Origin of the sequence: Acinetobacter sp. NyZ410, assembly GCF_022828975.1 — a bacterium.
In the GTDB taxonomy this organism is placed as follows: Bacteria; Pseudomonadota; Gammaproteobacteria; order Pseudomonadales; family Moraxellaceae; genus Acinetobacter; species Acinetobacter guillouiae.
Map to the genome: position 1 here is coordinate 2,166,251 of NZ_CP094620.1, position 21,311 is coordinate 2,187,561.

The window sequence follows — 21,311 nt, forward strand, 5'->3', positions numbered from 1 at the left end:
ATGAGTTTTTATTCACCGCAAACTGAATCAATAGCTTCTGAAAAGAAGAAATTAAGACCTTATTTTCCAACTAACATTAATATTAAATATCGTGATTCTCCCGATATAAGTCCGAATGTCAAGCAGATGACTGCAGATAAACTTAAAATTGATTTAACACCCCAGTTTACCGAACTGGTGCTGACAAATTCAGTACGCTTTAAGCTTGGGAGTGATGTTTATCTTGATCGAGATGGAATAATCTATAGAAATATCAATAATTCTACTAATACAGGTATTACTGCTGGCTCTGTGAACTATGGCACTGGTATGGTTGAAATTGATTCTTGGACACCTTTAACTGAAAGCACGGTTTCTCTACAGTCATTAACAACCACTACAGATGCAATTGAAATCAATCATATAAGCTTTAGAATTCCAGTTATCCCTGTTCGACCATCTTCAGTTACTGTGGTTTTGAGCACTGTTGAATTTGGCACTTTAAACTTGCAGTTTGATGAGCAAGGAAAAGTTGAAACATCAAAAGCACATGGTTCTGTGAATTATGAAACTGGATTTGTAGATATATTCTTTTATACAAAAACAGAAATCACTGCAGCAAATAGACCGGGAATTGAAGCTAAAGACTGGTATGACGTACTTTTAGAATATGAAGAACTGAATAAGAAGTACATTAATGTACCTGTTTGGGTTGTTCCTGACTCGGTGAAATACAATGCCGTGGCTTATACCTATATTCCGCTTGATGCATCGATTTTAGGTTTATCCGCAACACGCTTGCCCCCGAATGGTCGTGTACCTATTTTCAGAGTTGGTGATATTGGCATCGTCAGTGCTGCCAAATCTATGGTGATGCCCGATCACATTGCGGGCAAAACCTATATTTTAGATGATAAGCGCATTTCTTGGTGTGAGCTTCAAGATAGTAAAGGCGTGAAGGTTCCTTTTGATATGTATATCGTGAATCACGACTATGGCGAAGTCACTTTAAGCGGTGATTTTGCCTTGAATTCTCTAACACCACCTTTAAATATCAAATATCGCTATCAAGATATGGGGCTAATTAGAGATGTGCAGATCAGTGGACAGGTAACCTTCACCAAGCCATTGACCCACAATTACAGTGCTGAAAATACAATCGTCGGTTCTGCGTTGGTTATTGGTGACATGCAAGCACGTTATTCCAATATGTTTTCACAGGGAACGTGGGGTAATGTGTGGGTTGAAGAGCCAACAGGAGCACCAATTTCAGCTCGTTATAATGATGCGCTTTACCCGATTGCAACAACCAATAAGGGGGCTATTCAAGAGCGTTGGGCATTGGTATTTACAGACAATACGAATTTTCGAATTATTGGGCAATATTCTGGACAAATTGGCACAGCAAATATTAATACAGATTGTGAACCAATTAACCCAGTTACAGGTGTTCCGTACTTCAAAATCAAAAAAGAAGGGTGGGGCTCAGGTTGGTTAAATAACAATGTGGTGTTTTTTGATACTCATGCAGCAATGTTTCCAGTTTGGGTGATACGTACTGTTAAACAATCAGAACCGACAGAATTAACTGATCAGTTTCAAATCATGCTTCGTGGTGATATTGATCGAGAGATCTAAGCGTATTTTACAAAGACCGCATTCGCGGTCTTTTTTATGGATTCGATATAATGGCAAATACAGATATTAAATGGTTTAGTTTCGACAATACAAACGCCCCACAATTAACAAATACATGGGGAGGTTTAATTGATGTACTTGATGCTTGCCTTATTAGTGGATTTGGTTCACAGCTCGTGTCAAACTTAAAAATTATAGATGGTGTTGGGACCGCAACATTTGGCTCAAATCATAACTTTAAGCAATTCCAAGTTATTGAATTTAATGGCTCAACAATTCCAGAGTTAAATAAAGAATTCAAAATTCCTGGAATTACATCTAACAAAATTGAATTTATTGTTAATTTACCAGATCAGACTGTCACAGGAACAATTTCTGCAAAATTAGCATCACTAGGCTGGACTAAAGCATTTGCTGGAACACAGAAAGCTGTATTTCAAGCAAAAGATAAAACTGCAAACCCCTATTACTTGCGTGTAGATAATAGTCGAGATCCAGTATACACAGATACTTATGCTAAATACGCAAAAGTTGGAATTTTAGAATCATGTAATGGAATTGAAGATTTTAGTGGAAATCAAGTCCCATTTGACAGTTCAAATCCTAATAAAAATTGGGTTGGGACTGGTTCTGGCACATCAGCAATTAATGGATGGGCGAAATGGTATCACGCTATTAGTGAATCGGCACCATCGAGCCAAATTAATGAAACGTTTTCACCATCCATGACTCAAGGCGAGTGGGTTGTGGTGGGGAATGGGAGTTCTTTCTATATAGTAACTACTCCTATAAATAAAACCAATACTTCTAAGATTATTGCAACCTATTTGTATGGATTTGGAGTGTCCGAAAAAAAGGGGTTTAAAGTTCCGTTTCTTTTGGCCCATATGAGAAATGTAGCTGCGAATTCAAGTGAATTCTTCTTTAATAGCAATCCGTTGCGGTATAGCTGGAGCCCAAACACTATTACAATGACAACGAATAGCGGCACCTATAGTCAAGATTTACAAGCGTATCCACAGTATTACTTGCCTAGTAAGGCTACAGATGAAACTATAATGAGATCAGGGTATCTAGTTTTCACCAACCCTGAAGCAGGAATTTATTTTAGCAAAATTATGCTTCACTCTTCATACAATTCATATATGGGGGCGTACCCGCTACTTTATAGCATGCAAACCTCAAGCAGCGGCTATGGTGATTTGCATGTTTTTGTTGAGGAGAGTGAGTGTTTTTTGCTTAAAAAAGTTGCGCAAGCAAATAATGAGGGAGCATTCATTTTTAAGGTAGGTGATTTATGAACTTAAACAGGAATATTGCGCTGGCTAAAGCAAGTAGAGCTCTTTCATTAATATATGGGAAAACAACTAAATTAAATAAACCAATTTCATGTCAAGTAAGAGCCTATGACAGGGAAACAGGAGAGTTGCTAAGTCAAGCCAAGTCTAAAAAGGACGGTTCATACATTATTTTTGGATCAAACACTTCTGCAAATTATGTTGTAGCTATTGATCCTGATAATGAATATAACTTAGCAACAGGGGATAATATTCAATGAATTTTACATCTATTGAAGTTGGGTTAATTCAGCTTAAAGCCATTACTGAATATTTGGATCAAGGTAGCGCATTTGCTACCTTTGTTTTTTATAGTGATACTAAACCAGTGAATGTTTCTATAGCTGCCGATGAAAGCAAAAGGCTTGTTACTCTGTCACTTCCAAAGCCATGCTTTAAAAAGCTAAATGCAGATAGCATAGAATTGAATCAGACTGATGCAGCGCTAGTAGTGAAGAGTGGGGCGGCAAAATGGGCTAGGCTTTATAGCGGTGCTGGAGTTGCAGTTACAGATTTTTTAGTGGGAACAGATATAACCATAGCGGAGCCAAATTTAATTGAAGGATCAACACTCATGTTAAATTCAATTGTTTTAAAGCCCACTCCATTACCTGTATAAAGAGGTGGTCATGTGTCGAAGTACCAACCGCAAAGAAAAACCAATGTCGAACTGAGTTTTTCAAAGCAAGATACTGGGACAAATAATTTAAACTTTGGAGAGAATGAGCTTAACAAGGCTGAATTAAATGCAGTTTTTAACACTTCATTCTCCTCATTATTATTCACCCATGTAGATACTTTTAATCAATTAAAAGTAGTATTAAGTACTAGTTTAGATGCTGAAATATTAGCTCAAAATGGTCAGTTAGCTCAACTGAATTCATTCATTTCAAGTTCAGTTATTTCGAATATTGAAGCTGTAAAAATTAGCCAGTTTTGTAGCGTAAATTCAGAAATCAATACTCACTTTGATGCAAGTGTATCAGCTCGCTTTGATATTAATTTTAATATTGGTGTCTTTAGTGAGCTTAAAACTGATTATTTAGTTGCTTCAGCGATTTTATTTAACGAAAGGGTAAGGTTCTCAAAACCGATATTAAAAGCATTAAGTTCAGTATTTTCTTATGACCCAAGTATAGAAATAAGTTTTTCAAGAGATTTGAATTTTGAGCGTGGTATTTCGATAAACACTGCACTCAAAACCGATTTTGATGAAACCTATAAAAGACTTAATTCATTAAATACAGCTTGGAATGAAACAGAGAAGCGATATCTAAATCTTCTGTTTTCCCAAGAACAAGCAATCAGCTTGAGAGTAAATATTGATGATCAATGGAAAGAGCTTGTTAGAAAGCGCAAAAATCTAACATTCTCTCATGAGGTTACACAAAAAATTACTTCTGTGTATCGCTTTCATTGGGATGATGGCTTAGAGATTATTTCTCAATACGCATTGAATTGGGAGATAGCGAGTTCAATTTACTATCGAAAATCTAAAATTGATCCTTGGCCAAAGCCTGAAAATCCCGATACGAAGAGCAAAAAGTTTAATCTAAACTTTTGTTGCAAAAGATCAAATGTAAGGCGAAGCAATATACTACTCAATTTTGATGTTGATCATTGCAAACCCAAACCCTCACTACCTCAAGTTGAAAATAAAAAATGGTGGTACATCGTGAACAATATATCTGTAGTCAGTCTTCGAACTGGGGAAGAAATTAAAGTCATTAGTGGCAGTTATAGCACTGACCGAAGCCAATGGTGTTGGTCATATAGCTTATTGGTTCCTCAAACTGAAATCTCGAAAATTGAAAAATTCGATATCTTAGAGATCAAAGTCAATGGTTCAGTACATCACATGATGTATGAGGAATATTCTCGCAGTCGCCAATTTCCAACGATTACATTCACCTTGACTGGTCGAAGTCAAACCGCTTTGCTTGAATCAAAATATTCACCTGTTCGTTCATATCTTCAAGAAAATGAAAGATCATCAGTTCAACTTGTTCAAGCGGAATTAGATCGAGTAAACAGTGATGTTGTTCTGGATTGGCAGTTAATCGATGATCTTGGTTGGATTGTTGAAACTGAGAGTCTGAGTTATACAAATCTTCCTCCAATAGATGCGATTAAGCTTATCGCTGAAGCTGGTGGAGGATTTATATATAGTGAAAAGAAAGACAATAGACTTTCAATTCGCCCACTATATAAAAAAGCATTTTGGGAGAAACTTAAGACATTAGATTATGATCGCTTGTTGCCTGAAAGTTTGGTTTTAAAACATTCTGATAGTTATGAGGAGTTACTCAATTTCAATGCAATCACACTAACCAATCCAAGGAATGGGAATGTTGGGCAGGTCAAAAGAAGAGATACTGCAGGAGATGTCTTGTTGGAGCCTGTTAGTAATCCTCTTTTTAATGCTGTCAGTATGGGTGGTTTTGGTAAAGCAAAGTTAGCAAAGTCAGCTCAAGTTCAAAGTCATGATTTTGAATTACCACTGATTGAAGAAATAGGCGAATGTGTGCCAGGTGAAGTTATTGTATTTAATGGTGAGTGGTGGGGGATTGTTGACTCAGTAAGTGTTTCTTTTACCTATTCAACAGTCAATCAATCAATAAGTGTTGAAAGGATAGTGAATGAGTAATATTTACACAAGATTTCTAGCTTTGTTGCCGCAGAATCCTGAATTCGTTGGTGTAATCACTTCATCAAATCACCCAAATTACAAAGTATTGGTTTCTGATAACTCAGGTCTAGTGATGTGCACCAGTTCAGTTGAATACAAAACTGGTGATCGAGTATTTATCTCAAATAATGAAATCAAAAGATCCGCACCGGAGGGCACTGTGGTTCAGATAGAAGTATGAAATTAATCAGATACAGGCACCTTCGGGTGCTTTTTTATTGCCAAAAATAGGGGGTTACATGTCTGAAACACAGGCAGCAATTGAAGCGAGTGCGGTCGCAATTACTCAGAAAGTTACAGTTACAAGTGGTGCTACATCATTCTTCGCATTCTTGGCCAAGGTTGATGTAATCGCTTGGGGCGGTTTATGCGTGGCATTGATAGGCTTATTTATTCAGCTGTACTTTGCGATAGCTAAAAATAGACGTGAAAAAGTAGAGCACGAAATGCGTAAAGCAGAACATCAATTACGAATCTTAAAATTAAAGGACGAATGCAATGTCAAAAACTAAAGTTTGGGCGGTTGGTCTAGCAGCCGGTGCTGCTTTTTTTACGTCTTTAATTAAGTATGAGGGCTATGAGCCAAAGCCATATTTAGATAGTGCAAAAGTGGCAACAATCGGTATTGGGTCCACATCATATGAAAACGGCACAAAAGTCAAAATGACTGACAAGCCGATCAATAAAGAACGTGCAGTTCAAATTGCCAAGGCTCACATAGCTAAAGATGAAGTAGCATTTCGTAAGTCATTACAAGGCGTGAAGCTTACTCAGACTGAATATGATCTGTACTTAGACTTCGTTTACAACTACGGTCAAGCAAATTGGAGTGGGTCATCGATGCTTCGTAATTTGAAAGCAGAGCAATATATGCAAGCTTGTTCATCTTTACTTAAATACAAATACGTTGCCAAGCGTGATTGCTCAATCCGATCTAATGGTTGCTATGGTGTTTGGACACGCCAACAAGATCGTTATAGCAAGTGTATAGGGGTGCAGTAATGCAAGCATTCTTAGCGAAATTTTATGAAACCGTCATTATTATATTGGCGGTTTTTTATTGTTGGCCATAACGGCTTTTGGCATCCAATCATGGCGCGTAAATCATTTTAAAAGTGAATTTACATTGCTGGATGCAAAATACAAAACAGAAGTTGCTGAAGCCAAAGCATTGGCAGAACAAGCAAAATCTTCTGCAGCAATCAAAGAAAAACAATGGTCTGATCAACAGTTAAAAGCGGAGCAAAACTATAATGCCAAAATTAAACAAATTGAGTCTGATAGTCGTCTTGCTAGTGCCAGTGCTGACAGCTTGTCAAAGCAACTCAAAGTTGCAAGCAGTCGCTTGTCCAGTGCTACCAAAGAAACCATCATTGAGTACACCATTGCCAACAGTGACATACTCGAAAACTGCATCACTGAATATCGAACAGTGGCAGAAAAAGCTGATGGACACGCAGCTGATGCAGATAGATTGAGGGAAGCTTGGCCCTCTGAGTGAGGGCTAATTCTTATAAGAGATTTCCTGCTAAATAGTTATGATCTATAAAAGACTAAAAAAATAATATTAATTTAATGTAAAATAAATAGATTCATATAGTTATTAAAATATCTTTTATAGAGAGCTTCAAAATGAAATTTGAAAAAATTATTCTTACAGAATGGCGACAATTTTCTAAGATAGACATTGACTTTCATCCTAACGTGACAATCATTACCGGTGCAAATGGTGCAGGTAAATCTACAATATTAAAATTATTATCTAAACATTTTGGATGGCATCATCCATTTTTAGGGACGCCATTTTTATCTAAAGAACGAGGTGTTTTTCAATATAAATCTTTTTTTAAACCATTAAAGAAATCAAATGAAAGTAATTATCATCATTCTGGTGAGTTACTAGGTAAAATCATTTATTCAAACAATGTTATAGCAGATATTTTTGTTAATCAACAGGTACAAGAAAACGTTCAGTTTGAACTACATATAGAAAATCAATTACAGATTGATGGAGTGCACATTAACTCTCATCGACCTGTACCTAGATATGAAAGATTGAAAAACATTCCTACTAATCCTATGGATGCGTCACAAGCTTTTAATAGTTATCTGCAAGAAACTCTAAGTTTATTTACTAGTAATTATACGCAACATTCTCCTACTTATAGGATGAAAGAAGCTATAGTTTCCATGGCAGCATTTGGTCCAGGAAATCAATTCGTACAAAAAAATGAAAAAATTGAAAAACAATTTTATGATTTTAAGGAAATATTAAAGCAGATTTTGCCTGATGAATTAGGATTTAAAGATTTAAGTATTAGAATGCCTGATATTGTCTTAGAAACTGATTCTGGTGATTTTTTATTAGATGCTTCTTCTGGAGGCATTATGTCTATTATTGATTTAGCGTGGCAAATATTTCTTTATTCACATGATAAAAAAGAATTTGTTATCACAATTGATGAACCCGAAAACCATTTGCATCCATCTATGCAGCGCTCTCTGCTCAATGATTTTGTTAGAGCATTCCCTAATGCCCAATTTATTGTAGTAACACATAGCCCATTTATCGTTTCATCTATTCGTGAATCGAATGTGTACGCATTAAAATATGAAAATTTTCATGATGATGAAAACAAAGCTATAAAAAAAGTTGTGTCTCAAAAATTAGACCTTAATCAAAAAGCGGCCACAGCAAGTGAGATCTTACGTGATGTTTTAGGAGTGCCTGTAACTCTCCCTAAATGGGCTGCTGATGATTTACAGACAATTTGTTCTAGTTTTACAGTAGAAGACTTTAAGACTGATGGATTGGAGCGGTTACGAAATTTATTAAATCAAGCAGGTTTAGGAGAGTTTTATCCAGAAGCATTAAACACCGTTGTTAAAGGGAAAGTTCATGATTAAGATCAATAAACTTAATGAGCCTCAAATTCTTATTGATAATGGTAGCGAATGGACAAGACAACATCTAGAAAATATTGCTAATGGCGTAGAATCTTCAGCCTATTTGAAATCCAGATATAATCATAAAGATATTAAATATCAAATAGTTAAAGAAACTCATGGAAAGTGTGCATACTGTGAAAGTAAATTGAGACATGTTCACCATGGAGATATTGAGCATATTTTTCCAAAGTCTCTAGATGAAACTAAACGATTTGAATGGAATAATTTAACCTTAGCATGTGAAATATGTAATCAATATAAATCTAATAAAGATCCTTTGCTAACTCATATTCAAGATCCATATGTTTCTGATCCTGAAAAAAGTTTTTTATTTGCAGGTACTTTAGTTGTAGGTTTAAACACAATAGGTATATGTACTGAAAGCATATTGAAATTAAATCGAGATGATTTAGTTGAGCGAAGACTAGAAAGGTTGGAAAAAATAAAGTTGATATTCCAAAATACTATTAATTTGTCCCTTCCTCAGTCTGTTCGACAAAATATTTATAACGACTTGGTAACACAGGAAGCAGATAGTTCTAGTGAGTATACTGCTATGGTTAGATCTTTTATTATGCAAATTAAATCTAATCTACCTAAAGACATTGTGACATAGGTTTTGTTAGAAATATTAAAATAATAAGGCTTAAGGAAAATAGTTTGTACTTCAACATAAGTATAAATAATTTACATTAAACCATGATGGAGTTTAAAACACCATCATGGTTTTTTTGTGACTATTAACGTTTCTCGCATATTCTTTTAACATTATTCAATGAGTAAGTTGAATTTATCTAAATATTTATCGAACTTTAATCATCCCATTCTTTGTAAAAAAATTCTTAGACAACATATCTCTACTCATAGACCACTTACGATCTTTAAAGTAACACGGACCTACAGAGATCTTTGCTTTGCCAAACTTTGTTTGTATTTCTTCATAGGCTTGCATTAAATTTTCATTTAGTGCTCTTGTTTCATGAACTGAAAGCAAGTCGGGGATATGATTTGATTTCAGAATTAACTCTGAATAAAACACACCGCATTTCTTATATTTGACGTCTGGTTTATAAATTCTTTCCAGTAGTAAGTAAGCAACCTCAACAAGATCAAGAACACAATCGGTGGGTTCTGCAAACTTATAAGTTTGAGCTTTGCTGTAATACGGCACGGATGCATCAAAAGGATTTGATTGAATAAAAGCAGTAATAACACCACATAGAAGTTTTTCTTTTCTCAACCTACCAACTGCATCTTGAACATATTTTGACATTGCTTCTTTTAAGTCTTGCAGCTCAGTGATTTTCACACCAAATGAACGGCTTGCTACAATTTGCTGCTTTGGCTTAGGTTGGTCATCGATGGGCATGCAAGAAATGCCTTGAAGCTCTAACACTGTTCTTTGTATGCAGACAGTGAACATTTTTCCCATGATAGGTGGATTCGATTTTGATAAATCTAAAACAGTTTTAATCCCCATATCATTAAGCTTTTTATTCTGCTTTCTGCCTACACCCCATACTTCACCGACCTCAACCAACGACCAAAAATAATCACGATATTTTGGATCCATGGTCGCTAGGTCACACACCCCATTAAATCTTTTTCCTTTCTTGGCCATATGATTGGCGATTTTGGCTTCGGTTTTACTACGGCCAATTCCAATTGACACAGGCAATCCGATCCACTCCTGAATACGTTCGCGCATGCCTTGGCAATATTCGACCAAATCATAGTTATGTTTAAAGCTTGTCAGATCTAGAAAGCATTCATCTATGCTGTAAATCTCTTGTTCGTGTGGTGCAACATACCCGGCTAAGATTGAGTGAAATCGACGCGACATTTCCGCATATATCGCATAGTTGCTTGAAAGTACTTGAAGGTTATTTTTTTGGACTACATCCTTTATCTGAAATAGCGGAACACCCATTTTAATCCCCATTTGTTTAGCTTCATTGCTACGGGCAACTGCGCAACCGTCATTGTTAGAAAGAACGATTACAGGGACATTATTCAACTTGGGATTAAAAAACCGTTCACACGAGACATAGCAATTATTGATATCAATAAGAGCAAATATCTTTTCTTCATGTTTCATTTGAAGTTCTTAATAACTTTTGTGACAACACCCCAAATTACTAATTCTTGCTCATTGCGGGGGAGAATTGGTTTGTATTCGATGTTTTCAGGTTTGAGCCAAACAGCTGGTAAATTTCTAAGATCATTTTCATTATGAAAAATATTAAACAATTCATCATGAGACATTCGCTGTGTAATCATCATTCTTTTTACAGTGAAATCATTATCAATGAATGCGATAACAATATCTTGATGCTGTGAACGTATGCTTCTATCAACGATCAAATAATCATTTATATCTATACCTACATCTTTCATTGATAAAGACTCAACCTGAACAATGAATGTCGCTTCTTTATTTGAAATAAGCAGATCATTCATATCGACAGTTTTATCTATATAGTCTTCTGCCGGGGAGGGGAAACCTGCAGCAATTTTGTTTAAAACAAGTGGAATAGAATACTTCGTGATTGCCTGAAATGACGATATTCTTGATATGTCAGACAGACATGGCGCTTTAGATGAATATGATTTGATATCAATAACTTTTGAATTTTTCAAGTGATCTAGATTTGCATCTTTAAGCCTTTGAAGTTTAGCTTTTGATGAGCCGTCATCTAATTTAATATCCATAAAAACACCACTTGATTACGTTACATATTCAAGAGTTTAGTTTGTATGTTTTAAAATTTCAAATTTAAAAGCTGTGGATAATCATACTTGATCTAAAATAGGTCACTTTGTTTTGTCTCATCCGATGAATGGTCACGCGGAAAAGTGACAAACTCATCACGCATTTCAAAGAAATATTCATGTGCGTTTTCACGATCCACGTTTAGCCAATCGTTCCTATATTCTTCTGGTATAACTATGATTGATCTTTTTTCATCGGCAGGGGCGTGAAATTGCTTCATGAATGGATGATTATCTGAATTGATCGTAAGCATTGAAAACGACCTGACTTTTGAGTCCTTAATCACTGCGTCATCATAAATCGCTGCAACTGTAAACGGTTGACCATCTTCACGCTTGATCGTGTACCAGTGAGCCTTGCCATCGATATATTTTGGCTCGTAAAATTCTTGCACAGGCACAAGACAAAATTTGCTGTACTTCCATGCGTGTCGAAAGCTTGGTTTTTCTGCGACAGTTTCAGTTCGGGCATTATAAGTATAAGAGCTGAATTTGAAATCTTTGGCCCATTGAGGTAAAAGCCCAAACTTGCCAAAATCTAAATCAAAACCTTTCATAATAATCGGGGCATGGTAACCGGGATAAACATGTGATTTTAGATCAAGCTCTAACTGATCAACTTCGACATCAAGTAAGGCGAGGGCTTCTCTGGTGGGAATTTCATAGTTTGAGCACATTTCTTATTCTCCAACCAAAAAACAAACAATTCGTTATAAATACCATAGCCTTGATATTGTTTGAAAGGTACACCAATTTGTAAAACGTATTTAATGTAGAAGTAGAGCCAGTTTTTCATTTTTTAGATAATTCCATAATTATTTTTATTGCTTACATAATGCTTACATGGTTGTAGGCACAAAAAAACCACTTGGTGATAATCATCCTAAGTGGTTGTTTTAATTGGTGGGCCCGCCCAGACTTGAACTGGGGACCAACGGATTATGAGTCCGCTGCTCTAACCAACTGAGCTACAGGCCCTTCATCAAGTGAATTGATTAATTATCAACTACTTGGAACGTGTGCAATACTATCTAAGATTTTAGAGTTTATCAAGTTTTTTTTACAAGTAGACTGTAGAGAATAGCTTGATATAGTGTTTAGCATTGCGACAGCTAGAGATTCTATATAGGTCAACACCAAGAGTAAAGCTGACAAAGACATTTATTGATCAATTGGAGCTTAGATCTGCGATTTATCGAGACAAGGAGTTGATTGGCTTTGTTGTACGTGTACATAACAGCGATAAAACTTACTATCGCTGAAAGAAAGTTCTTGGTAAATCTGTGCACACGACTTTGGATTATATGGAAATATCAGTCTAGGGAAAGCGCATGACTTAGCACAGGGGAAATTGCTACAAATGGCATAAGGAATAAATCCCAACCATAAAAAGCAAAAAATATTAGAGCAGCAACAACAATTAAATATCGAGAAAAAGAAGTCTACAGTAGCTATAGCAAACCAAGCTTTTATGGATTACCTCAATGTAAAGCCTCTTCAATCAAGATCAATTATGGACTATACAATACAATCAAAAATAGGTCGTTTAAAAATAGCTGCACATTACTCTAACTTAGCCCTGCCAGCTCGCAAGCATATAGATCACAATCGCAATTAAAAATAGACCCACTAAGAGTAAAATATATTTAGGGATTCTACGCTTTTCTTGTGCTTTTTCAGATCTTTCTTGAGCGGTTGATGGGTTGTTATCATGTTGCATATTAACCTCTAAGATTTATCAAGTGATTAATTTATATGGTGGACTAATCTCATCAATACTGTGTGAATAAATGTTGTTCAAAAGTGATCAATGTAGATTAAATGAAAGATTAAGTATTAAATGAAATGTTGCTTTAAAATAATGGCTAGTTATTTTTAAAATAAAAACATAGTGTTAATTGGTATTATATATTGAGTTAAAATAAACAAGCAGGGTTTAAATTCACAAGTACTTACAACACTAAACAGCGAATAAAATAATCCATGCTATAAAAACAATGCTTTTATTTAACATTATATGGAGAAGTGATTATGTCTGTAGGTGATAAATCAGCATATACAGCAAAGCAGAAAAGACAAGCACAACATATTTATGAAAGTGAGAAAAAACAAGGTCGCTCAGATGAAGATGCAGAACGTATTGCTTGGGCGACTGTAAATAAGCAGGATGGTGGTGGGAAAAGAAAAACGCAGCATTCTTAACTGATTAAATCCATCTCGGTGGATTTTTTATTTGCTAAATAAACTATTAATTTCCAAAAACTAAATGAGAGCATCCTAAAGATGATTTTTAAAGTTTACTTATAGGGTTATTTGAAATATTACACCGTTAGTCATTATCCATATTACTACTTATAAATTCTAGAATAGAAAATATATCAACAAGCAAAAAGAGTGAATATCAATATGCAATTCAATACTGGGGCAAACGCCTTGATCTTATCAATGAAGGCGAAAGACAACGCCAATTAAGGTTAGATGAAGATACGAAAGTCTTAAAAAATAAGATTTAATCAAATATAAAACGCTCGATGAAATTCATCGAGCGTTTTATATGAAATAAGTGTCAATCTACTTCGGAACGAGACACCTATAAAATTGAATATAACTCAGTTGTAATAGGCCAAATCTATACTTCTAGCCAAGTGTCTTTAACCTCTTGAGAATCTTTAGTTAAGATAACTTTTTCGCCTTTTATCTCACCAACCCAAGATGTTGGGATGAGATGGTGATGTCCATCGCCATGTTTGGTCAGCTTAATTTGGTCTGCTCCAACAAGGTGATCTACCTCACCAACTTTGGTTCCACAAGACGCAATAACATCGGTATGATTCTTAATACTTTCAACATTGATAGAAGTCATTTGATACTTTCCTATTGAAATGTGATTTGAATATTTACCTTATATGAAATAGGTAGGTGAGTCTTGGTCTGAAATGAAAAGGCTACAAGACAGCCAAAATAATTACTTAATGAATTAAATTTTATACATGGTAATTTTTTGAAATTAATGATAAATGAAGCCATTACAGTATTTAAGTTGCTGTAATGGCCGCAGGTTTTAACAGATAGACTTAGAAACGATAACCTACACCAAGGTAAGTGATTAGTGGGTCGATCTCAATTTTAGTTTTAGCCTGAATAAGCTTTGCATTGTTGTTGGTGTTGAGGACTGTAATGGTTGCAGTATTGTCTAACTTCGCATACGAAATAGAGGCAGTCGCAAACCAGTTTTGTTTAAAGTCATAGGTAAAACCAGCAGTAACAATCGGTGCAATGGCATCAGTAGCATCTACCTTAACTTTCATGTTGCCGCTTGATTGCTTTCCTTCTAGAGAAGCACCTGCTTTACCATCATGAATGTTTTGAATCATATGTCCAGCACGTATCAAATCATTTTCAATCCCTGAATTGATTTCGATCTCGTTGAAGTAGGCATACATTAAACCAGCACCTACAAATGGTCTGAACTTATTGACACCAGATTTACCAAAATAGTACTGCGCTTGTATGGCAGGCGTCCAAGCTCTAGCAGATGCAGCAGTGTTATAACTATCCAAATCTGTAATCAAAAGATTGTTTTTTAAATACAAATCACCTACTAAGCCCTGAAGTGGCTGAGATGTTGCTGAAAAGGGTGCATAGACAGTACCTTTTCCTTTTAGATCAACTTTTGGTGGAATCCCTGCAATCAATTGAACGGCAACATTGTCAGTGACATTATAAGTAAACATCATACCTAGCGTGTCTACATCCTCAACTTCCAAACCAGCATCCGCTGACCAATTGGCAATCCCATTGATTTCAGCAATTCCTGTTAATTGGTCGATTAAGGTTGGGTCGTCTGCCATGATTACATCCAGCAGGTCATCAAATAAATATCGTCCTTCTTCATTACTTGGTGCATTGAGCAAGCTAATTAGGTTGGGATCCATTGCATCAATACGAGATTGATCGACATTATTTAAAATGGTTTGGCCTGTAATTACCCCCACAGCAGCTTTAGTACCATTACCCACAGAGGTATTAATCCTAAAAGGTTGTGCTTTCCCCATTGATGACATATGCAACCAACCCGAAGAAACCGAGAAGCGTTTAAAATCTTCAGCTTGGCTTATTCCGGCAATACACAAGAGTGAGGTAGTAACGATGGCTTTTTGAAAGATCTTTTTTATTTTCACTTTGATTCATCCTTTTAAATACAATCACTGTCTTCTTGACAATGAGATTATTAAAATTACATAAAACAACCAATAAGTAGAGTAGAAACTCTAATTTAAAAATGGTATTAAGACTTAAAAGTTAATAAATAATGATTGAAAAGTAATATAAAAAACATAAAATCATAGAGTTGTTTGAAAATAATGTATTTTTAATTATATTTTTCATATAAATAAAGTATTACAAAATAGTGACATAGTTTTACTTTTTGATAAATTTACTTTACTTTTGATTATATTGAAAAAATTATAAGATAAATTAGTAAATCTAAATTTAATTATTATTCATAGGATATTTTGGATGAATTATTGATATAAGTTGTATTATTTTCCTAGCTATAAAATACAACTTATAAAGAAATGAACGGTTATAAAACAGCGAATAAAGCATAAAAATATCAGTTAATGCCTATTGATTTGCATTTGTTTAAAATGCAATACATGTGATTACGATTTGAATTGCCAAAATAATAAGGCAGATTATTCCAACAGCATAAGAAATACTGCGCCATGGTTGAATTGCACTGAGATAGGTGACTGTATGTGTGATTCTTGCAATCGTAAAAATACAAAAGATCCAGACAATAAAATCACTGCTAAGATTTAATGCTATACAAAGCCCTCCAAGCACCCAAAACACGGGAATATTTTCTAGATCATTTGCCCAAGCTTGGCTGGCTCTGCTCACTTGTGGTAGTTCTTCAGGTCTGGCTTGAACACTGACAAAATTAGCATCTTCGGTATTTTTAAACGCTTTATTCTTTATACGATAAAATCCTTGATAACAAGAGATTGCAAGCATTTTAAAAAAAAGCAAAACCACACAAAATGCATAGATATGTAGTAAATTATTCATAGATCCCCATTTATTTTATATGCTTTAGAAGTACTTAATTAAGTGTATCTATTTAAAGTGATTTTTTAACTTTGTCGAGCGAAATTTTTAGAAGCAGTTTTAATGCTTGATGACTCTGATTTATTTTTTGGTGAGAATGACTGAAATAGAGTCGAATGATTAGAAACTTAACCACAATTGAAAATTAATCGAGTGCTTTTAACGATGATCTAGCGAAGTTTGTGGCTATTGAGCGGGAATAATATGCAGTATTACTTTTTTCGTTTTTCTAAATAAATTTCAAATACACTCCATGTGCAAATCAAAACAAAGACTAAGGCACTTACGCCAAAGAGAGGCATCAACATATTGCAATCCTTTTGCAGATAAAATTTTGGAGCTTATGGCGCAATTAAGACTAAAGTCTAAATGATTTTAACAAGATAAAAAATATTGATTTGAGTTTTATTACTGAGACTATGATTTATATGAATGTTTTTTATGAAGAATTTATATTTTTGTTCTAAAGTGAGTTAGATGACATTGGTGCATTTAACGACTTTACATTTTAATCACCCATTTCGGTATAGCAAAACAAGTCTTTAAAATGACAAAAATAAATATACAAATGTAAAAAATAAGCACAATAGAGATTGTCTTTTTAAGCTTTTACTCGGACAATTCGCAAATTATGATTTTATGATGTTAGGTATTTATGAAAAAGATGTTGGGAGAACTTACTTTTAAGCTCTCAGGTTGGTCATATGAAGTTGATCAAAGTGTATTAGAAAAAAAACAAGTCATTATCGGTTTTGAACATACATCCATGATGGATGCTGTATTGTCATTAGCAATTTTTCAAATTCATGACATTAAAATCCATACTTTAATTAAAAAAGAACTATTTAAAGGGCCATTGAAACCGATTTTAGAAAAAATTGGTGGTATTCCTGTAGATCGAAAGTCAAACAAAGACATCGTTTCACAAATGGTTGATCTGTTTCAGAGTAATGAAGAATTTAATTTGGTGATTGCGCCAGAAGCGACTCGCGCAGAACGTGGGCAAGCACGTAAACCGATCCGTACTGGTTTTTGGCATATCGCAAAAGCAGCTGGTGTTCCTATTGTTTTGATGTATGCAAACTCAAAAACAAAACAGGGTGGAATCTTTGGTAAAATTTACCCAACAGATCTAGATCAAGACTTAGCAGAAATTAAACGTCTATATAAACAACATACAGGGCTCGATATTGTGATTCCTGAAGCAAAAAATTCTTAATTTGCATTAAATCTAAAAAATAAGCACTTTCTCATAAAAAAGTGCTTATGGTAGAATTGCCGCAATTTGATATGGCATAAAGCCAATCTACAGGAGCATATTTCGCATGGCGGGTCATTCCAAGTGGGCCAATATTAAGCATCGCAAAGCAAAACAAGATGCAAGTCGTGGTAAAGTTTTTACCAAATATATTCGTGAATTAACCACAGCAGCAAGACTTGGCGGTCCTGATGTGGGAAGTAACCCTCGTCTACGTGCTGTTGTCGAAAAAGCACTTTCAGTGAATATGACACGTGACACGATCAACCGTGCTATCCAACGTGGTGCTGGTGGTGAAGACAACGATGATTTAAAAGAAGTCACTTATGAAGGTTATGGTGTGGGTGGTGTTGCGGTTATCGTAGAAACCATGACAGATAACCTTAATCGTACTGTGCCTGATGTACGTCATTGTTTTTCTAAAACCAATGGTAACTTAGGTACTGCGGGTTCAGTGGCATACTTGTTTACCAAACGTGGTGAGATTACTTTTGAAGATGTTTCTTTAGAAGACAAAATCATGGATGTGGCTTTGGAAGCTGGCGCTGAAGATATCGAAGTGAACGAAGATGAAATCTTAGTGATCACTACACCAGAAAGTTTTGGTGATGTACAAGATGCTTTGACTGCTGCTGGTTTAAAATCTGATAATGCAGAAGTGGTTATGAGCCCATCAACAAAAGCATTGATTGCTGATGTGGATCAAGCAAAACTCATTGTGAAAATGATTGATATGTTTGAAGATCTTGATGATGTTCAAAACGTATATACCAACGTTGAATTCACAGATGAAGTATTGGCTGAATTAGACAGTTAAGTCTGATTTGAGTTGATAAAACGCACCTTTGGGTGCGTTTTTTATTATTACGTGTTTAAAATTAATTTATTAAATAAAAAACAATAATTTATAAGTTATTTTTCATTTGACTAAATTTAAATTACTTAAATAAAATCCTTCAACAAGATGAGATCAATATTGCTTCTGTTGATCAATCAATCAAAGATTTAATGGAAATTGGACGATTTGAATACTCTTTTAGCCTGAATGAAATTTCTGATGCACTGTCGATTTTAGTTAACACTGAAAATTTTGCCAAAACAATTATAAAGCTTGCGTATGGTGAATTTAAGATCGGATTTTGAGATGAAAACCCACTCACGGTGGGCAATGCTGGAGTTCTCTTTTTAGTTATGGACCACAGTCTTCAATAGTCAAAATTTTTATACATTAGAATGTTTAGGTAAATTAAAAAGAGTTTGAGAAGAATAAAAAAAAGTATACAATTACATCAAAATTACATTGCAATTATTAATAAAAGTAATTGTTTGAATTTTTAAACTAATAAGTATTCTTACAATGAAAAAAGGATTTTTATAATGAAAAAGGTATTTTTATCAAATGCTTTTTTGGGGTTAATCTGTTTTAGCAACCATTTAGTTTATGCAAGTTCTGAAACTTTTCAACCTATGTCAGAAAGTGAAATGTCAGCGACTACTGGTCAGGCTTTAATGAGTATGTCTTTTATTGCACCTAATGATTCAGATAACTTGGAAAGACAGCGTACTGGCGGTAGCCAGAATATCGGTTTTTATCGCTTAGGTTTGGAAGCAGAACTAGAGTTGAATGCTAATATTAAAAAATTACAGCTAGGTTGTGGGGGATTGAACGGGGCTGGTGGATGTGACATTGATATTGATAATTTAAGTTTAAGTGGTATTTCTGATACTAATTCTGGTAGAGCAAGTTCGAGTGCAAAATTAACCAACCCTTTCATTGAGTTTGCAATTAAAAATCCTGGTCAGTCATCAACAAGAGAAATGGTAGGATTGAGGCTGAGTGCCGAGAAAATACTAGGTCTGATGACTTTGGGAACAGAAAATTCATCTGTTGCTAATGGACTAAATAGTTTCTCTGGATACATGAAAGTACAGTCAGGTATTGGTACTACTGTTGCAGAACAAAGTAAAATTAAAGGATATGCCGATACTGCTGCACAGTTTATGAATCTAGCTACATATCCAATTAAAGGCAACTTAGTTGCAATTGGATTAGCAAATGCAAGTTTCATCACAACTGGAGGGGGATTCAGTATTCCAGAAATGAATAACCTTCCTTTTGAAACCTCCCAAATTGTTGTTGTAGGAAATCGTAAGACATCAGTTGGTTTATCTGCATCTGTTGATATTCCAACTATCAATTTAGGGACAGGAAATGATTATCCAGCAATAGGTAGAACAACCTTTGATGCAAATGGAACCACAACAGCAGTATACACAGCTGGTAATCCCGTAGACGCTAAGATAACAGGATGTCAAAACACGGTTTTTTTAATTCCAGCTTGTTTAGCAGCACCAACAGGGCGTCAATTTACTAATATCAAAATGAGTGGTTCAGTAAGTGGTGCGAAAGCGACTGTAAATTTTCAAGAAGCTCTTGGCTTTATTCATAGCTTACAGGTGAATTCGGCTGCATCTTTAAGCTTACAAAATCAGAGTTTATTGTGGCCAGGTTCTGAATCCTTAAATATTGCACAGCCAGGTTGGTGGTTAGCACTTGCAGATCCTATCAGTATAGGTCGAGTAGAACCAACCCAAAAATTAAGTATTGAGCCATTGCTTGGTCAATTTGCTACGAAAGCTGGAGATTATTTACAGCAATATCCTGCTAGAACCAATGATCTTGGTGGAATTATTAGTGGAAATGGACTTGATGCAAATATTGGAAATGTAAATTTATCAAATGTTGCTCCCCTACAAATGAATCTATCTAACCTTCAGCTTAATGGGCAAAATTTTGCCCCAAATTGTTATGGTAGTCTTAAATTTTGTTAATCTTAATTTACTGGAATTCGTACAGAATTTAAAAGAGAACATTACGGATACTGACAATCTGAGCATCAGTAATAAATCTTATCTGGTTAAGAGTGATTCAGGCAGTGCAATAATGATAAATTTTTAATAAAACATGATTATTTTTTTAATTTAATAAATGAAAATATTGAGTGCAACAAAAATGCAACATATTGATTTAATTGAATGTTAATCGCACCTTTGGGTGCGTTTTTTATTGAGAGAATTTATTGCTGATTTAAAATTGCGGAAATAAATTTATTTTTTTTAATCCGATAATCGATCATATCTAAATTTTCACAACGCTTTTTTAGATCATTGTACGTTTGCACTAGTTCAGGCGATTGTCTGAGTTTATCTCTAAACTGAATAAATGACTCAAATTCAGAACCTTTGACAACCAATTGAAAGGCGACATCATCACCATTAAGTGATTCCAACATACACAGTTGATCCGTTCTCAGTGTTGCTAATTTTTCTTGAAAATTTAAGCCATAAAGTTTTTGAATTGCATCATTGAATTCAGATTGATCCACTGCAATATAAATATCTAAATCTCCTTTAGAGATTGCATTTGGAATCGAAGAGGCGCCAATGTGCTCAATCTCTGCATTGGTTAAAAGTGCTTTGATTTGAGTTTGATAATACGCAAACCGTGCATTGCATTGTGGTTGATATTCTTCGGCAAAATAAAATCTCATAAAAAGACCCATTCAAATACAAT

General features: G+C 34.9%; 23 protein-coding genes and 1 tRNA gene. 15 read left to right on the forward strand and 9 right to left on the reverse strand.

What is annotated here, in order from left to right; all coding sequences use genetic code 11:
* The 11 genes from MTO68_RS10120 (at nucleotide 1) to MTO68_RS10170 (ending at nucleotide 9,208) form a co-directional block, all read left to right on the forward strand.
* Nucleotides 1–1,617: a hypothetical protein gene (locus tag MTO68_RS10120; protein ID WP_244015812.1), complete on the forward strand. Its 1,617-nt coding sequence runs from the start codon at nucleotides 1–3 to the stop codon at nucleotides 1,615–1,617.
* Between the two features lie 50 nt (nucleotides 1,618–1,667).
* Nucleotides 1,668–2,918 carry a hypothetical protein gene (locus tag MTO68_RS10125; protein ID WP_244015813.1) on the forward strand — a complete coding sequence of 417 codons (1,251 nt, stop codon included), beginning with the start codon at nucleotides 1,668–1,670 and terminating at the stop codon, nucleotides 2,916–2,918.
* Nucleotides 2,915–3,175: a hypothetical protein gene (locus tag MTO68_RS10130; protein ID WP_244015473.1), complete on the forward strand. Its 261-nt coding sequence runs from the start codon at nucleotides 2,915–2,917 to the stop codon at nucleotides 3,173–3,175. The genes MTO68_RS10125 and MTO68_RS10130 overlap by 4 nt, the downstream gene beginning before the upstream one ends.
* On the forward strand, nucleotides 3,172–3,573 hold the full coding sequence (locus MTO68_RS10135; protein ID WP_244015814.1) for a hypothetical protein: 402 nt from the start codon (nucleotides 3,172–3,174) through the stop codon (nucleotides 3,571–3,573). The genes MTO68_RS10130 and MTO68_RS10135 overlap by 4 nt, the downstream gene beginning before the upstream one ends.
* Nucleotides 3,574–3,585: 12 nt before the next feature.
* Nucleotides 3,586–5,601 (forward strand): hypothetical protein, encoded by a 2,016-nt coding sequence (locus MTO68_RS10140; RefSeq protein WP_244015815.1) that lies wholly within the window; start codon nucleotides 3,586–3,588, stop codon nucleotides 5,599–5,601.
* A complete protein-coding gene (locus MTO68_RS10145; RefSeq protein ID WP_244015816.1) occupies nucleotides 5,594–5,824 on the forward strand; it encodes a hypothetical protein in 231 nt (76 codons plus the stop codon). The genes MTO68_RS10140 and MTO68_RS10145 overlap by 8 nt, the downstream gene beginning before the upstream one ends.
* Before the next feature lie 58 nt (nucleotides 5,825–5,882).
* On the forward strand, nucleotides 5,883–6,155 hold the full coding sequence (locus MTO68_RS10150; protein ID WP_004823278.1) for a holin: 273 nt from the start codon (nucleotides 5,883–5,885) through the stop codon (nucleotides 6,153–6,155).
* Nucleotides 6,142–6,645 (forward strand): lysozyme, encoded by a 504-nt coding sequence (locus tag MTO68_RS10155; protein ID WP_244015817.1) that lies wholly within the window; start codon nucleotides 6,142–6,144, stop codon nucleotides 6,643–6,645. The genes MTO68_RS10150 and MTO68_RS10155 overlap by 14 nt, the downstream gene beginning before the upstream one ends.
* 58 nt (nucleotides 6,646–6,703) lie before the next feature.
* Nucleotides 6,704–7,144 (forward strand): hypothetical protein, encoded by a 441-nt coding sequence (locus MTO68_RS10160; RefSeq protein ID WP_244015818.1) that lies wholly within the window; start codon nucleotides 6,704–6,706, stop codon nucleotides 7,142–7,144.
* A 131-nt stretch (nucleotides 7,145–7,275) separates the two neighbouring features.
* Nucleotides 7,276–8,550, forward strand: a complete 1,275-nt coding sequence (locus MTO68_RS10165) for an AAA family ATPase (protein ID WP_244015819.1) — start codon at nucleotides 7,276–7,278, stop codon at nucleotides 8,548–8,550.
* Nucleotides 8,543–9,208 (forward strand): HNH endonuclease, encoded by a 666-nt coding sequence (locus tag MTO68_RS10170; RefSeq protein WP_244015820.1) that lies wholly within the window; start codon nucleotides 8,543–8,545, stop codon nucleotides 9,206–9,208. The genes MTO68_RS10165 and MTO68_RS10170 overlap by 8 nt, the downstream gene beginning before the upstream one ends.
* A gap of 186 nt (nucleotides 9,209–9,394) precedes the next feature.
* Here MTO68_RS10170 and MTO68_RS10175 read toward each other — a convergent pair whose 3' ends face one another.
* The 5 genes from MTO68_RS10175 to MTO68_RS10195 all read right to left on the reverse strand — a co-directional run bounded on the left by MTO68_RS10175 (nucleotide 9,395) and on the right by MTO68_RS10195 (nucleotide 13,084).
* The gene (locus MTO68_RS10175) at nucleotides 9,395–10,690 is read right to left on the reverse strand and encodes a Y-family DNA polymerase (protein ID WP_244015821.1); all 1,296 of its coding nucleotides are present in this window, start codon (nucleotides 10,688–10,690) and stop codon (nucleotides 9,395–9,397) included.
* A complete protein-coding gene (umuD, locus tag MTO68_RS10180; protein WP_234623962.1) occupies nucleotides 10,687–11,304 on the reverse strand; it encodes a translesion error-prone DNA polymerase V autoproteolytic subunit in 618 nt (205 codons plus the stop codon). Before umuD ends, MTO68_RS10175 begins: the two co-directional genes overlap by 4 nt.
* A 92-nt stretch (nucleotides 11,305–11,396) precedes the next feature.
* The gene (locus MTO68_RS10185) at nucleotides 11,397–12,041 is read right to left on the reverse strand and encodes an SOS response-associated peptidase family protein (protein ID WP_234623963.1); all 645 of its coding nucleotides are present in this window, start codon (nucleotides 12,039–12,041) and stop codon (nucleotides 11,397–11,399) included.
* 224 nt (nucleotides 12,042–12,265) lie between these two features.
* Nucleotides 12,266–12,342: transfer RNA gene (locus MTO68_RS10190), tRNA-Ile, on the reverse strand.
* A 595-nt stretch (nucleotides 12,343–12,937) separates the two neighbouring features.
* Entirely contained in the window at nucleotides 12,938–13,084 is a 147-nt protein-coding gene (locus MTO68_RS10195; RefSeq protein ID WP_167468940.1) for a hypothetical protein, read from the reverse strand.
* Nucleotides 13,085–13,395: 311 nt separating this feature from the next.
* On the opposite strand from MTO68_RS10195, the gene MTO68_RS10200 reads away from it, so the two are divergent.
* The gene (locus MTO68_RS10200; protein ID WP_004821078.1) at nucleotides 13,396–13,566 is read left to right on the forward strand and encodes a hypothetical protein; all 171 of its coding nucleotides are present in this window, start codon (nucleotides 13,396–13,398) and stop codon (nucleotides 13,564–13,566) included.
* 427 nt (nucleotides 13,567–13,993) lie between these two features.
* Here the strand turns inward: MTO68_RS10200 and MTO68_RS10205 are convergent, their stop codons facing one another.
* From MTO68_RS10205 to MTO68_RS10215, 3 genes are all read right to left on the reverse strand, one after another.
* Nucleotides 13,994–14,227 carry a DUF2171 domain-containing protein gene (locus MTO68_RS10205; protein ID WP_244015822.1) on the reverse strand — a complete coding sequence of 78 codons (234 nt, stop codon included), beginning with the start codon at nucleotides 14,225–14,227 and terminating at the stop codon, nucleotides 13,994–13,996.
* Between the two features lie 211 nt (nucleotides 14,228–14,438).
* Nucleotides 14,439–15,545 carry an OmpW family outer membrane protein gene (locus MTO68_RS10210; protein WP_004821080.1) on the reverse strand — a complete coding sequence of 369 codons (1,107 nt, stop codon included), beginning with the start codon at nucleotides 15,543–15,545 and terminating at the stop codon, nucleotides 14,439–14,441.
* Between the two features lie 466 nt (nucleotides 15,546–16,011).
* Nucleotides 16,012–16,440 (reverse strand): MAPEG family protein, encoded by a 429-nt coding sequence (locus tag MTO68_RS10215; protein WP_244015823.1) that lies wholly within the window; start codon nucleotides 16,438–16,440, stop codon nucleotides 16,012–16,014.
* A 694-nt stretch (nucleotides 16,441–17,134) separates the two neighbouring features.
* Between MTO68_RS10215 and MTO68_RS10220 the strand changes: the two genes are divergently transcribed.
* From MTO68_RS10220 to MTO68_RS10230, 3 genes are all read left to right on the forward strand, one after another.
* A complete protein-coding gene (locus tag MTO68_RS10220; RefSeq protein ID WP_004721021.1) occupies nucleotides 17,135–17,698 on the forward strand; it encodes a 1-acyl-sn-glycerol-3-phosphate acyltransferase in 564 nt (187 codons plus the stop codon).
* Between the two features lie 106 nt (nucleotides 17,699–17,804).
* Nucleotides 17,805–18,554: a YebC/PmpR family DNA-binding transcriptional regulator gene (locus MTO68_RS10225; protein ID WP_004821088.1), complete on the forward strand. Its 750-nt coding sequence runs from the start codon at nucleotides 17,805–17,807 to the stop codon at nucleotides 18,552–18,554.
* A 560-nt stretch (nucleotides 18,555–19,114) separates the two neighbouring features.
* Complete coding sequence (locus MTO68_RS10230) at nucleotides 19,115–20,569, forward strand: hypothetical protein (RefSeq protein ID WP_034612843.1); 1,455 nt, start codon at nucleotides 19,115–19,117, stop codon at nucleotides 20,567–20,569.
* A gap of 245 nt (nucleotides 20,570–20,814) precedes the next feature.
* Here the strand turns inward: MTO68_RS10230 and MTO68_RS10235 are convergent, their stop codons facing one another.
* Complete coding sequence (locus MTO68_RS10235; protein WP_244015824.1) at nucleotides 20,815–21,288, reverse strand: GrpB family protein; 474 nt, start codon at nucleotides 21,286–21,288, stop codon at nucleotides 20,815–20,817.
* Between the last annotated feature and the right edge of the window lie 23 nt (nucleotides 21,289–21,311).